Genomic DNA, 15,384 nt, shown 5'->3' on the forward strand with positions numbered 1-15,384 from the left:
CCATATTCAGCAACCAGTACACCAAGTGCTTTGCCCGAACCTAAAAGAATTTTCTTCCCCGACCCTAAGGTCAGTTTTTACGAGGCGATGCAGTACTTTATTTTTTTGATGTTTCTTTCTGCTGTGTGGTCTTTTTTATTGTTGATTAAGGTTCTAGAAAAAGGAGCTGAAAAAAATTAAATCTTTAGTTCTTTTGTCTTGAAACAAAAGAACCAAAAATTCAAGACTTGGATTCTTCAGCTAAAAAACAATGCTGTTCTCTAAAAATTCTAAACTTGCGCGAATTCACAGTTAGTTCTTTATCTCAAAATTTGTCTCGCGCTTCAGACAATAGAATTTTATTAACGTTCTCATCATTATTTTTTTTTAACGCTTCAGACTCCTAAGTCATATTTCCTAACGCTTTACCAGATTTTATTATGAACGAGACGAATTTAGCACGTAGAATATTTTAAAAGTCCTTTTGCTTCTATTTCTGTTTATTATTTTATTTGAATCAGCGAACCTTTTCAAGGTTTGGCTTGATCCAAAAGAAGGAAAAAGATCAAGACTTAAAACTTTTACGCTACAAATTGAGCCAATGCTGAAAAGTTTAAACTTGCGCGAATTCGATATCAGTTCTATTATTCCAAATTTTAGTCGCGCTTCAAACAATAAACTTTTCTTAGTGGCCTTTGCTTTCAATTTGTTTAACGCTAAAAGTTTAAGGTCTGTTTTTACGAAGTGATGAAGTACTTTATTTTGGTGTCATTTTTTTATTTGAATCAAGGGTAGGGATCTCGAATGAAAATGAGATTCTTTATTTCACTTCGTCACATTCGTAATTACAACAACCGGCAAAATGCCGGCTATTGATGTTGTTGTTCTTGTGTTATTTTGGTTTATTAATGAGCCATTTTTATCCATCAAGGTCGGTGAAATGCTGTTCGAGATTTTCTTCCAGCAAATGGAGGAATTTTGTACGTCCTGTTTTCCGAAGCCTGATTTCCCCGAGAATTTTATGGAAATTGCTTAAATCTACTCCCAGCATTTTTTCAAATGTTCTTGTAATTTCGCTTAATTCTATATTTCCGCCGTTGAAACACCTCATTAAATGCAGACCGTATATCAGCTCAATAAGAGAAACTTTTGATGAAGACCATGATAATGGTGAAATAAAGGTGCTTTTTTCTGAAACAGCATTTCCAATCTTATCCATCTCATCTCGCAGGTATTCTTCGATCCTGTTATTTGCTATAATATGGGCAATATACTGATCATGAGAGGTTGTGAATCCCGAGTCGAAATTGTAAAAACTGAAAGACAGCTTCATCTTCATATCATAAGAATTTCTCACAAAGTATTTATGATCCAGATAGGTGGCATTCCGTCTGTAGTAACTGTAAAAATCTGCATTATCTCTGTAAAAGGATTTTAATTTCTCCTGTTCGTTTTCATAATATTTTCTCAAAACTTTATCCCCAGCCTCAGGTCTATAGGATTCAATGCTTAAAATTTTTGAATAATAAATGAATTTTGAAATAAAAAGAGGTTTCCAATCTTTGAAAAAATGAACTTCATCTGCAATACTTTGAAATTGATTATCAACAATCAATGACTTCAAGATCCTTACTGATTCATCTACTTTCATTAAGGACGCTTCACAGATGCCAATCCAATTATCATACTGTGTATTTGCTTCTTTGATGTTTTGAAGGAGTTTATCATGTAAATCCTCGATCTTCTTAAAAACTGTTTTCTGTACCATGTCCGATTTTTTTTTGGAAAATTACGAAAATGGTTGAGGGGTTGAGGTTTAATGGATTCATTGTTTAATAAGAAAATATAATTAATGGGTCAGGGGGATTTCTGTTCTTTTGCTTCTATTCCTGTTTATTGTTTTATTTGATTCAGCGAACCTTTTCAAGGTTTGTATTGAAGCAAAAGAACCAAAAGTTCAAGACTTGGATTAATTGACTCAAACTTTATATTCCAATCTAAAATTTCCAAAACTTGAGCGAAATCAATATTGGTTTTTCGGTTTGCACTTTGTGTCGTTCTTCAAACAGTGGAAATTTTAAAAATTATTCTGATTTTTACGATTTCCACTTAAAGTTTTTAACGTCAATTATTCCCAGGTCGGTATTTACGAGTTGGTTAAGGACTTTATTTTGGTTTCAATTTTTTTATTTCCTGATGGGTTGGATTTTTTGTTGGTAATGGAGGTTCTCTAAAAAAGGAGCTGAAAAAATTAAGTCTTTAGTTCTTTTGCTTCTATTCCTGTTTATTGTTTTATTTGATTCAGCGAACCTTTTCAAGGTTTGTCTTGAAACAAAAGAACCAAAAATTGCCTCCGGAATGTCGGCGAATGATATTTCAAGACTTGGATTCTTCAGCTAAAAAAAAATAAATCTTTAGTTCTTTTGTCTTGAAACAAAAGAACCAAAAGTTCAAGACTTAAAACTTTTACGCTACAAATTGAGCCCGTGCTGAAAAGTTTAAACTTGCGCGAATTCGATATCAGTTTTTTCTTTCCAAATTTTAGTCGCGCTTCAAACAATAAACTTTTCTTAGTGGCCTTTGCTTTCAATTTGCTTAACGCTAAAAGTTTAAGGTCAGTTTTTACGAGGTGATGAAGTACTTCATTTTGGTTTGATTTTTTGATGTTTTTTTCTGATAGGTGGTCTTTTATTGGTGATTGAAGTTCTCTAAAAAGGAGCTGAAAAAATAAATCTTAGTTCTTTTGCTTCTATTCCTGTTTATTGTTTTATTTGATTCAGCGAACCTTTTCAAGGTTTGTCTTGAAACAAAAGAACCAAAAGTTCAAGACTTGGATTAATTGACTCAAACTTTATATTCCAATCTAAAATTTCCAAAACTTGAGCGAAATCAATATTGGTTTTTCGGTTCGCACTTTGTGTCGTTCTTCAAACAGTGGAAATTTTAAAAATCATTCTGATTTTTACGATTTCCACTTAAAGTTTTTAACGTCAATTATTCCCAGGTCGGTATTTACGAGTTGGGGAAAGACTTTATTTTGGTTTCAATTTTTTTTATTTCCTGATGGGTTGGATTTTTGTTGGTGATTGAAGTTCTCTAAAAAGGAGCTGAAAAAATAAATCTTAGTTCTTTTGCTTCTATTCCTGTTTATTGTTTTCTTTGAATCAGCGAACCTTTTCAAGGTTTGGCTTGAAACAAAAGAACCAAAAGTTCAAGACTTAAAACTTTTACGCTACAAATTGAACCAATGCTGAAAAGTTTAAACTTGCGCGAATTCGATATCAGTTCTTTCATTCAAAATTTTAGTCGCGCTTCAAACAATAAACTTTTCTGAGTTGCCTTTGCTTTCAATTTGCTTAACGCTCAAAATTTTAAGATCAGTTTTTACGGGGCGATGAAGTACTTCATTTTTTTTGATGTTTTTTTCTGGTGGGTGGTCTTTTTTATTGTTGATTAAGGTTCTATAAAGAGGAACTAAAAAAAATAAATCTTAGTTCTTTTGCTTCTATTCCTGTTTATTATTTTATTTGAATCAAAGGGGGATCCTGACTGACAGTGAGACTTTTAATTTCACTTCGGGACATTCTAAATGACCACAGCGAGCAAAAATGCCAGCTAACGACAGCCAGAGCGTTGGAGGTTAAGGCTTAGGGGCTAAGATGAGGGTGGATTGGAGTTTTCCTGTTTTTTTTGTTTGATGAAGTCGGTGGGGCGGATGCCGGTGACTTCCAGAAATGCGTCGGAAAATTTTTGTCTGTACTGAAATCCCACTTCTCTGCCCATGGCCGAAATGGTGTATTTGATACACTGATCATCTTCATTCAATAGTTTTATGATATAACCAATTCGTAATTCATTAATATAGGTTTTAAAATTCACCCCCTTAACATCGTTGATATAGGCTGAGAGGTATTTTGAATTGGTACCCAATTTTTTCGCCAACCCATGTAATGTTAATCCCACCAATCTAAAACCTCCCTCATCTTCAAATTTTTTCAGCTTTACAGAGATATCGCTCAATATATCCTCAGGTAAAGCTGTCTTTCTCTTTTCCTTAGATTCTTCATTATTTTTCATTTTCCCTTGCTGAAATTTCTGTTGTAACAGCTCATATTTCCGTGCTATTTCTTTTTTATTTTTCTTATTAATGATCAAAACACCCATAAATATGATTGACAGAACAATAAAAAAGAGCATCAACCTAAAACCGGTAAGGTTTGATTTTTCCAATTTCTTTTTTTCACCGAGTAATTTTTTCTGATCATATTCACGGTGAATCTTTGATGATAAATAAGCAAAATCCTTTTGAAGCATGTTGTCTACCTTCAGCAATTGTTTGGTATAAAAAAGTTCTTTTTTTACATCCTTTTTCTCTTCATAGTATTGGATCATTGATGCGTAAGTTTTCCTGATCTCAGGAAGTATAAACTGATGGACAGTAAAGACAGAATCTACCTTCCTGTAATTTTTCAGTGCTTTTTCTTTATCTCCATTTATCCAATAGGTATTTCCGAGGTAATAATAAATTACCGAAGCCCATGCGAAATCATTTCTTTCCAAAATTTTCGGTAAAGACTTTTCAAGATAGTAGATTCCATCATTGTAATTTTTTTTCCGGTATTCCATTATGCCTCTGCATTTCAAAAAATAGGCATGCTCCAGTTGATAATCCGCATTATCTGACATCATCAACCCTTTTCTAATTATACTATCTGCTTCCGAAAATTTGTTAAGGTGCCTGTACGTAACCGCCAGCTGGTGCATACTATTGAAAGAGGCCTTTTTGTAATTATATACTGTCTCCGCATTCTTTTCCTTCTCCATCTGTTTTTCGGAATAGATCAGGCATTGCCTGAAGTGTTCAGATGCTTCATCATAGTAACCCAAATAAGACTTTACCACTCCGATGTGGTACAAAACCTTATTTTTAAGGTATCCATCATCTGTCTGGTCTGCATACTCCTGTGCTATCAAGTACTGATCCAATGCCGGTTTGAACTTTTTGATATTGAAATAGAACACAATTCCTTTGCCCAAGTAGGCGTTGGCTATTAAACCTGCATTTTTGGATCGTAATGCCACAGCAATTGTAGAATCGGCATAGTTCATTTTTTTGTCAACTTTCTTTGAAAACTGAACCCCATCCCTATACCCCTGTACCCATTTTTCATAGTTCTTTTCGGCTTTCGCTTTTGAGATATATTGACGAACAAACGGTAAAGCCTTTTCATCATCCGTGTCCATTTTTTCGTATTTTTTTCTTATCCCGATATATGAATTACCAGAAGTCTTCTGCGAAAATACAGAAGCAGAAAACAGGAATGTAATGAGAAAAAAAACAGAACGGTTTATCATATGAAGTGCATGGGGTTTATTCAAAATTAAAAAAAAATTCTTCTCTATCCATCAGAAGTGACGGGAAGTCGTTCCCATGAAGCCATTTGTAAAAGATTGCGCCTTTTTAAAGGATCTCAAGCCTATTTTTTGTCTGTCCTCATTCGCAAATCAAGACGTCTTTATTCACGAAAGGCTCCCTGAAACGCTTTTTATTTGCTCAGTACCCTTCTACATTTGACTTCAGAATTCTCAATGATCCGGCCGGAATTTTTTTAATCAAAATTCCAAACAACATGAAAAAATCAATTTTAATATTCAGTTTATCGCTATGTACCCTTATCATTCATCAGTGCAGATCTTCCGACGAAGAACTTTTAGAAGAGCAAGATTCATTTCATTCAGAGTCGCAAGTACAGATGAAGGAATCGGATTCCCTGAAAGATGTACACCTGGATACTGATCCCCCGATACGGGATGGGCATGACTGGGTAGTAGAAAATGCCTTTCCCCAGCCCTAAAGGGAGACACTTTCCTACAGTCTGCAATTCGAGAGGCTCAGCATGAAAAAGGGAGGCACTTTCCTGTAGTTTAAGGGACGATGGTTAAGGTCGTTTTATCCGTTTATCCCTATTTTTTTCACTTTGTAAAACTTTATTATCAATGAATCCCCATACTTCTTCTTTTTGTACAACAGGTCAACCATGTCCGATCAGTGGTATTTGGCAGAGTATGGGGTATTTTAAGACGACCGTTCCCCTTTCAAAAGGAATGAAAATGCCCAGCTACTGTGGAACTAAAGTACGATGGGTCTTAGTATTCGCCGGATAAATGACTTTAATTATTAAAAAAATGGTTATGAAAAATTTTCTAAAATACTTCCCGGTTTTTGTGGTTTCTTTTTTCATTTTACTTTTTTGCTATGCTGCTATCAGTAAGGCAATCGATTTTGAGAATTTTCAGGTTCAGATTGCACAATCTCCACTTCTTAGTGCCTATGCAGGAGTTGTTTCATTTGCAGTTATTGTTTTAGAAATTGTAATAGTTGTTCTGCTCATATTTCCTAAGAGCAATCTCTTAGGATTATACTCATCTACTGCATTGATGTCAGCATTTACAATCTATATCTACCTTATTCTTAACTACAGTGATTTTGTTCCTTGTTCATGCGGCGGTATTCTTGAAAAGCTTGGATGGACAGAACATCTTATTTTTAATATCATCTGTGTCATTTCAGGAATAATTGGAATTTTGATTGACCGTCACTTAAAACAACAATCTAACAAACAATCTTTATTTTGGCTCAGTGTAACAAATATTGTGAGCATTGGAACAGTTGTTATCATGTTCCTTTCATCTGAACGTCTCATCAAAGCGGAAAACGCTTTTCAGAGAAGATATTTACTTCCCCCCATTACTGAAACGAAAAACATGACGCTCGACAATCAATCCTATTATTTTGCAGGAGAACATAATGGTAATATCTATTTGGGTAACAGAATTTTTCCCCTATCCATAACTAAAACCGATACGGATTTATCTCAACTCGCTAAACGTTATGTAAAACTTAATCCATCAAAATTTGAATTCAGGAATATATCATTAAAGGTCAACGGCTCAAATGTATACATCACTGACGGTACAGTTCCCATTATTTACAGAGGAGACATCGAAGCGGACACTGCTCAGGTTATTAGTTTTCATGATGCATACTTTAATAACATCGGTATAATTAATTCAACATCATTTGTTGTTCGTGCTCAGAGTGCCCAGACTAAAAATTTTGTGCTTGGACAATTAGATTTACATAAAAATCCCAAATTTATCATGCATTCAAATATTCTCGAAAAACAGGTTGACGGCGTTTTTGATTTGGATGGAATGCTACTCAATGACCAACATCAAAAAGAAATACTATATGTCCATGCATACAGAAATCAGTTCATTGTCATGGATCATAAGTTGAACATCAAACATAAGCTGCATACGGTAGACACCGTAACCACCGCTCATATTAAAAGTGTTACGATGAAAGATGGCAGTAGGAAAATGGGTCAGCCACCTATAAAAATCAATAATCATTCTTTTGCTCATCGAGGACTACTCTTTATTCACTCATTGAGAATGGGGAAACTAGAATCCCAATCTACATGGGACAATGCTGATGTTATTGATGTGTACAAAACGGATTCACAATTGTATGTAGGCAGCTTTTACATCCACCGAAAAAACAGCAAAAAATTAAGCACCTTTTTCATTAAAGATGATTTACTGTTCACCATCACTGAAAATCAGCTGACAAAATATAAAATATCCGGATTAATTACGAAGTACTTCAGAAAGGGGAACGCCGAAAACCCTGACCAAGAGTAGGCGCAAATCATTAATACTTTTATTACTATGAAAAAGTTCATTCTTCCTGCCATTCTGGTATCACTGGGATCAGGAGCAGCGTTTGCAGGAAATGCAAACAGTGGGAAAGCCAAAGCATTAACTGCAGGCTACAGAATTGTTAGCGTAGGTCCCAACGAGACCGTATGCGTAAACGCATAGCAACAGTGCGATAATGTAGAATCAGACGAAATTTGCACATGGAATGTGGACGGTGTTACACAGTTGCACAGTCCGGATAACCCTACCATGTGCGGATCATTTCTGTACAAAATTCCAGAAACTAAATAACAAAGGAGGACGCTTTAAAGCGTCCTTTTCCATTAACTTTAATCTAAAAACAGGAAAGAACTGTTAGATACTAATTAACTTATTTACTATCATTATATGCCGTTTAATCATGTTCATTTATAATCTGCTTATTAATCCAATCAACATTCTTTTTTCCTTTCAAAAAATAATCCCACCATTCCATCGATTTCTCCAACGCATCCTTATGAGCCAAACTTCCTTTAGACAATCCATGTCCCTGATCTGCGTAAATAATAGCAACTACATCTTTCCTATATCTCATCAATGCGGTAAAGAACTGCAGACTTTGGGAAGGTAAAATATTTCCATCTTTCTCACCCGACCACAAAAATATTGGAGCTTTCACCTGATCAGCAAATAAAATTGGATTATTGTTGTTGTACAACTGCGGATCATCTGCATAACTCTTTTTCATTCCGTATTGTCCATTTTCAATTCTTGAATATTCATTAATCTCAAAATCTGAGTTATAGGTGTAATACTGACTGACGAGATTAGCTACTCCTGCTGAGGAAATGTAAGCCTTAAAACGGTCGGAATGGGTGGCGATAAAATTCGTTTCATACCCTCCAAACGAATGCCCCGTCAGTCCAATACGATCAAAATCAATGTGCTCATTTCCGGCCAAGGCATCCAATGAGTGATGCACACAATCCAATGCCGAAAGACCACTTCCTTTTTGATCCATCACAATATCTGGGAAGTAAACAATATATCCTTTTTCCAGCAGCTTTCTTGCATTAAATCCTGCATCTCCACCGTGATGCAGATACTTATTACTCATATCACCCTGTCTCATATAAATTCTTACAACCATTGGATACTTTTGATTAGGCTTCATGTCAACAGGGAAAAACACCAACCCTTTCAAATTCTGCCCCGATGAATTTTTAAAACTTACCAATTGTCTCGTAAATCCAAGATCAGATTGAACTCCGGAACTGCATGTCAGACATTGTTTATCTCCCGTCTTTGCATTATACCGAAATACCTCAGGGCTTTTATTATAAAATTCTTCTATGGAGAAAGCTGTGTCACTAAAAAGCCCGCCATCTTTAAAATCTATTGTGAAATTTGGATTTTCATGAGTGATACGCTTCATCTTTTTACCGTTCCAATGATAAAAAGAAGTTATATTATTTTCTTTTTGTAACGACCTAACGACCAGACATTCAGAAAACTTTTCTTTACTGATTGTAAAATCTGTTTGGTATTTTCCGAAAACAGATGAAAAATTCTTCTTTTTAATGCTGATGCTACGACCCGATAGCGGAGACGGCAAAAAATTATCATCTGTCAAATTATACACTTTGATCCCATCTGTACTTTCAAAGGCTACCATTCTCTGATCGTCAGAAAAAACAGGTTGCGTCATATTCTTACCCAGCATCTTTTTAGTTTTCTGATCCGTATCATACAACTCCCACTCGTCATTCAGTTCATTTTCCATCACCACATAACGTCCCCGATCTGAGATGATAACAGTTCGGATTCCCGTAGCTATCTCTAAAGAAGTCTTCATGATACGATCATATAAAAAGAGTGCGAAAAGAGACTTGGAAAACCTATAATCAAACTGCTCTTTTTTATTGATAGCTAATAAATAGCGCTCATTGTTTATGGGAATATAGTCAGAATAAAGAGTCATAGGAAGTATCTCCGTAAGTCCCGTCTGGCTATTCCAAATCCAATATTGACTTTCTGACAACCCTCTCCTCCGAAATCCCAGATAAGGATCATTGCCGTATCTAATCTCTGAAAAACTTTTCTCAGGTCTCTTTTTTTTATCCGATTCAATCAATACCAGATCGGTGTGATTTATCGGAGTTACTTTTAAAAAATCAGCATCTGTATAATAATCTTTAAGAGGAATGCTGACCGACGAATTTTCAGTGTTGATCAGTACAGTTCTGATTTTACCCTTTGCCCCGTCCTTTTCAGTAAAGGCAGAATATTTACCTACCTCAAATTGCGGAATGGCAGACAGCTCATTAACTGACTGATACACACTTACAGGTTGAACATCTTTGATAGTAAAGATCTCATACAACTTGCCCTTTTTGGTTATAGCTGTTAAAACAGATTGACCATCCGTAGCATAATCAACGACATCCTTAACCTCCATTATCTTACTGGAATCATCATTAAATACTGATAAGACTTGGTCGCTGCTTAGAATAACATACCTTCGCAACAACGAAAGAACTTCCGATTTGAGGACATTCTGATATGCAACTTTTTTAAGAGATTTAAGCTGAATATATTCGGCGACTCCATTTCCCTGAGCAAACAATGCCTTTTCGCCTAAAAAACCCTGACTGACATTCATCTTATTCAATTTCGTCCAAATCCGATTACTCTTCGCAGTATTAAAAACCAATATCGTATCTAAATTAGATTTATAATATTTCCTTACCGTCAGCCACTGTCCTTTTTCTGAAAGCTGAAGATTTCTATAGGTATTGTATCCCTTCTCTTCAGAATCCGGAACTTTACTGATCGATTGCCCAAAACAACAGTAAGTAAAAAGCACATTCAACAACACGGCTAAGCGCATCCACCTTCGTTTAATATCCATTGTTCTGCGGTTTTAAATTAGGATTGAGAAGCAGCTCTTTTTCGGGAATAGGCCATAATTCGAAACTGGCTTTCCAGTTGGGCTTCACACTGCTCAGCTGATCGAGTTGATTCAACCGCTTCAGATCAAAGAAACGATGCCCGGTCTCTGTGAAGAACTCCTTTCTGTTTTCTTTCAAAATCTCAGAGAGCAGCACGTCTGGCGCCACGGTTACAGGTAATGCGTTCAGACCAGCCCGCTGCCGTATGGTATTCAGATACGGAACTGCTTCTGCTATTTTGCCTTGCTTTGCCAGTGATTCAGCCAGCAGGAGATAAGCTTCCTCAATTCTCAGTACCACCGAATATTCATCTGTATTTCCGGTCAGATTTTTATATTTGGCAGCTCTATACCAGGTCGTAGATCCAACCGTAACAGGGATCATCCACCGTAACTTTCTTTGGTCAGCTGTTGAAAAACTGCTGACCAAAGCATTGGACAGGGCATAGTTATAGGGTGGAACATAATCAAAGTAATAGGCAAAGATCTCCTTCGTTGCATCTCCACTGTTCGCAGGCTTCAGCTGCCAGATGATATTGGTGCTGCTTTTTTTAAATGTTTTGGTCAGATCATTCTGAACCTGATACAGCGGACTTTGAATCACCGTTTTCAGATGATCTTCTGCCTCTGAGTATTTATTTTGAAGCATACACACTTTTGCAAGCAACAGCTGCGCTGATTTTTTATTCAGATAGATCCGTTCAGTATTTCGGTACTGATCAGAAAGAGCAGGAATCACATCATCAAGATCGCTTTCTATCCTTTCCAATACTTCAGCAGAGGGAGTTTTGGAGATTGACTGATTGATCAGGTAATTGGTTGTGACCGGATACGGGATATCACCAAAAACCTGCTGTAGATATGAAAAAAGAAGCGACCGTATCAGGAGTGCCTCTGCACTGATCCTGTTCTTATCCTGAACAGACATCGATGCTGAATTTTCACAGCCTTCAATGACTGCATTACAAGAATAGATCAGTTGGTAAGCGGATGCCCACTGTCCGTAGACCACAATATTGGACGGGATCAACTGGTTGCGGAAGATCTCATTCACCCCATTGGTTGCTGAGGGCGCATAGAAATCCAGATCATCGGTATAGAGGCTCAGCAAAAGACTGAGCTGATCTCCTGCAACAGGAGAATTGCTCCAAAGTCCGGCATAGATTCCTGCTAAAGCTGCCTCTGCGGTCTGTGCGTCTGCAAAGACCATTTCAGAAGCAATCTGATTGGCAGGAATTTCTGCATCGATCATCTTCTCACAGGATACTGCAATACTCATAGTACCGATCAGTCCTGCATATAATAAGGTTTTTATTGTTGTTTTCATTGTTTGCGCAAGGAGATTAAATAATTAAAAATTTTAAAAAACAGGGTTCATTCCTATTCACTAGAAAGTCAGCTGCACGCCCATCGACCAGGTTTTTAAAGGAGGAATAAAGCTCATGGAAGGATACTCGGGATCATAGCCAAAGTATTTTGTAAAGGTTAAAAGATTCTGACCCTGAACATAGATTCTTGCATTTCTGAAAAAGGTATGGGATACTGGAATCTGATACCCCAGCTGAACATTTTTCAGACGGATAAACGATGCATCAGAAACGGATGCCGTTGAACTCTGGAACGTCGTATGAAGCGTATTGACAGAAGACTGATAAGGCATATAAATTCCATCCGGATTTTCTGCTGACCACACATTCAGAACATCTACCGGAAAATTATTCATCAATCCCGGTGAGGGCATAATGGAATTAAAATTTCGGCTCTTCTGCTTGACAAACTGAAACAGAAATGAGAGCTCAAAGTTTTTGTAATTAATCCTGTTAGACCACCCTCCAAAATACCTGACACCCAAGTTCTCTACCGCCTTATTGTCATCCGGTGCTGAAATTTTTCCATCCCCGTTATAATCGGTGAAAATGTATTTTCCAGTTTTGGGATCTATCCCTTCCAGATTATACAGCTTAACAATCGTGATTGGCATTCCGATCATGTATGTATTGGAGTAAGTCGATCCTTCCAATCCCGGAAAAGAGCGCAGCATATTCTTCGGAAAACTGATGTTAAAAGAAGTATTCCATTTCAGTTCCGTATCTTTCAAAGGGTCCGCATTCAGTTCAAATTCCCAGCCTTTGTTTTCAACCTCAGCGGGAAGATTGGCAAGCACGGACGTAAATCCGGTCATCGCAGGAAGCTGATACCCCACCAATTGATTTGAAGATCGGTTTCGATACCATGATGCGGTTAGGTTCAGTCTGTTTTTAAAGAATCCTGCTTCCACGGCAGTCTCCAGTTTGAAAGTATTTTCCCAGCTGTAATCAGGATTATACAATCGTGACGGGATCAATCCTGCAGTTCCATTATAAATTAATGTGGAAACGGTATAGGTATCCAGATACTGATAGTCCCCGATGTTATCACTTCCCGTCACCCCATAGCTTCCTCTCAGTTTAGCAAAGCTCAGCCAGTTTACATCTTTAAAGAAATTCTCCTTTGAAAATAACCAAGCCGCACCTATTGCTCCAAAGTTCGCAAATCTATTATTGGGTCCGAAACGGCTACTGCCATCCCTTCTCCCTGTCAGGTTAACGATGTATTTATCGCGGTACTGATAATTGAATCTAGCAAAAACCGCAGCATATTTATATTCTGTCGTCAGATGATCACCGATCGTCTTAACTTTGGCAGCAGCAATATTTTGGATAAAGACATTGCTTTCGAATCCTGTGCCGGTCATAGATCCTTGATCATAACTGTCCTGCTGAATCGTTGATCCGGCAATAACACTGATCTTATGGTTCAATTGTTCAAAATCCCATGTCAGCTGTGGTTCAAGCATCAACGAAAATCTGCTCTGATTGCTTTGATAGGCTCTTGAGGTAGCACTTGAAATTCCCAGACTTGTCGTGGGACTGTACATCGTATGCGGCTGCAATGACCATTCTTCAAAATTCTGATAATTGATCCCGCTGCTTAACTTCAACCGCAGATTTTTAAGGATCTCATACGATGCCGTAATATTAGTCATCATCTGTTTGCTCTCATTGCTGTACGTGCTTTTGTACGCAGCAACGGGATTGGTAAAAGTTCCGTTTTCCCAGTTGACGTTGCCATCAGGAAGATATAATGCAGGCGCATTGGGTGATAACAGATAAGCCTGTCTTGTAATATCGGCATTGACGATATTATTATCCAGGACTGAAAATATATTGGAAACACTCAGATCAAATTTCCGGTCTTTGGAACGGTGAGAGACTGATGATGATAGCGTATTGGTCTTGTATCGGAAACTATTCCCGAAAGGAGTCGTCTGTTCTGTATGCCCATAGCTTACCAAAAATCCGGTCTGTTCACTTCCACCACTTACTGACGCTCTGATATCAGAAATCGTGGTGGTATTACCTATCAATTGATCAGGCCAATCCGTATTGCGCAAGGGATCCCATTTACCGTTCACATCATAAGCATTTGCAGGATAAACGGATACATTGCTGTTCGCAAAAGCCTTGCGGCGCATACCGAGGTACTGCTCGGTGTTCATCATCTTCAGATTGGAGATCACAGAACTCAGTCCGTAATTACTAGTAAAAGAAAAACTGATCTTTCCTGCTTTTCCTCTTTTCGTCGTGATCAGTACTACTCCATTGGCCCCTCTTGAACCATAGATGGCTGTAGCATCGGCGTCCTTCAGGATTTCAAAGCTTTCGATATCATTTGGATTAATACTGTTCAGTGGATTAATACTCCCCGTAGGAATCGATGATCCCGCATATAAAGTACGAACTTCTCCACCCAGCACTACTCCATCCACTACATACAGAGGCTGGTTTCCATCAAACTCCGAATTGGATCTTGTCCGGAGACTGTTTCTGCCACGGATCTGGATCTGATATCCTCCTCCCGATGCTCCCCCATTCTGACTGATATTCACTCCCGCCATTCTCCCCTGCGCTGCTGCTAAAACATTGGTCACAGGTTGGTTTTCGATATCCTTAGCGGAGATCCTGGCAATGCTTCCGGTTCTTTCTTTGTCTTTGACTTTGTAGTAGCCGGCGTTGAGGACGACTTCTTCGATGGCTTTTACTTTATGGTCGAGGGTGATGCTGATGACGGACCGATTGTTGACGGAGATTCTCTGTTCTGCATATTCAGGATGTCTGAAGATAAGAACAGGGTATTCTCCTGTGATCTGGAGTTGGTAGTTGCCTTGGATACCCGTGACAGTGGTCTGATCACTTCCTTCCTGGGAGACTGAAACTCCTGAAAGAGGCTGGTCATTCACGGTTACTGTTCCCGTGACGGTTTTGGTCTGGGCCTTTAGGCTGCCGTAAACAAGGGTCAACATACAGGCAAAGCCAATACTTCCTATAGTATTATAGGATTTTTTCATAGTTTTGTAATGTTTTTAATTAAACGATTCAATCCAATGCTCCTTCCCAGGTCTCAAACTTTATGGAAGGGGCTTTTTTATTGAATACTTTTCTTGTCAGGCTGAGCCTGATGTTCTATTTCATTTTCTTTAATTTAACAGGCTGCGGATGGTCAGGCTGAGCCTGCCGAAGCCATAACTACCGGATTCATGTATTTGAAAACAAAACTTTCCTAAGTGCCTTTTGGTTTGAAAAAGGACATGGTGAGGTCTTTGAGCAGTGACCAAAAGACACCGGAAAGCATTAATTAATAGGTATGAAAATTTGTCCCGTGTAAGCTTTAAAAGCCGCAATAGGTTGTACACCCTATTGTATCATGTCAAG

The 15,384-nt window shown here is 37.7% G+C and carries 8 protein-coding genes; 3 read left to right on the forward strand and 5 right to left on the reverse strand.

The window, feature by feature from the left end; all coding sequences use genetic code 11:
• Nucleotides 1-898: 898 nt before the first annotated feature.
• A complete protein-coding gene (locus AR685_RS17360) occupies nt 899-1,747 on the reverse strand; it encodes an RteC domain-containing protein (RefSeq protein ID WP_059125377.1) in 849 nt (282 codons plus the stop codon).
• A 1,886-nt stretch (nt 1,748-3,633) separates the two neighbouring features.
• Nucleotides 3,634-5,223 (reverse strand): AraC family transcriptional regulator, encoded by a 1,590-nt coding sequence (locus AR685_RS17365; protein WP_165592835.1) that lies wholly within the window; start codon nt 5,221-5,223, stop codon nt 3,634-3,636.
• 753 nt (nt 5,224-5,976) lie between these two features.
• On the opposite strand from AR685_RS17365, the gene AR685_RS18190 reads away from it, so the two are divergent.
• From AR685_RS18190 to AR685_RS18195, 3 genes are read left to right on the forward strand one after another with little or no spacing between them, the layout of a single operon-like run.
• Complete coding sequence (locus AR685_RS18190) at nt 5,977-6,144, forward strand: hypothetical protein (RefSeq protein WP_165592836.1); 168 nt, start codon at nt 5,977-5,979, stop codon at nt 6,142-6,144.
• 27 nt (nt 6,145-6,171) lie between these two features.
• Nucleotides 6,172-7,686, forward strand: a complete 1,515-nt coding sequence (locus AR685_RS17375; RefSeq protein ID WP_131777652.1) for a MauE/DoxX family redox-associated membrane protein — start codon at nt 6,172-6,174, stop codon at nt 7,684-7,686.
• Between the two features lie 27 nt (nt 7,687-7,713).
• Nucleotides 7,714-7,866, forward strand: coding sequence for a hypothetical protein (locus AR685_RS18195; RefSeq protein WP_165592837.1), 153 nt, complete (start codon nt 7,714-7,716; stop codon nt 7,864-7,866).
• 232 nt (nt 7,867-8,098) lie between these two features.
• On the opposite strand, the gene AR685_RS17380 is transcribed toward AR685_RS18195, so the two are convergent.
• Genes AR685_RS17380 through AR685_RS17390 form a run of 3 tightly spaced genes read right to left on the reverse strand, consistent with a single transcriptional unit; the run spans nt 8,099 to nt 15,020 of the window.
• Nucleotides 8,099-10,594: a prolyl oligopeptidase family serine peptidase gene (locus AR685_RS17380; protein ID WP_059125381.1), complete on the reverse strand. Its 2,496-nt coding sequence runs from the start codon at nt 10,592-10,594 to the stop codon at nt 8,099-8,101.
• Nucleotides 10,584-11,960, reverse strand: coding sequence for a RagB/SusD family nutrient uptake outer membrane protein (locus AR685_RS17385; RefSeq protein WP_059125382.1), 1,377 nt, complete (start codon nt 11,958-11,960; stop codon nt 10,584-10,586). Before AR685_RS17385 ends, AR685_RS17380 begins: the two co-directional genes overlap by 11 nt.
• 60 nt (nt 11,961-12,020) lie before the next feature.
• Nucleotides 12,021-15,020, reverse strand: a complete 3,000-nt coding sequence (locus AR685_RS17390; RefSeq protein ID WP_059125383.1) for a SusC/RagA family TonB-linked outer membrane protein — start codon at nt 15,018-15,020, stop codon at nt 12,021-12,023.
• Nucleotides 15,021-15,384: the final 364 nt, after the last annotated feature.

It is taken from the genome of Chryseobacterium sp. JAH (genome assembly GCF_001507335.1).
Taxonomy (GTDB): domain Bacteria; phylum Bacteroidota; class Bacteroidia; order Flavobacteriales; family Weeksellaceae; genus Chryseobacterium.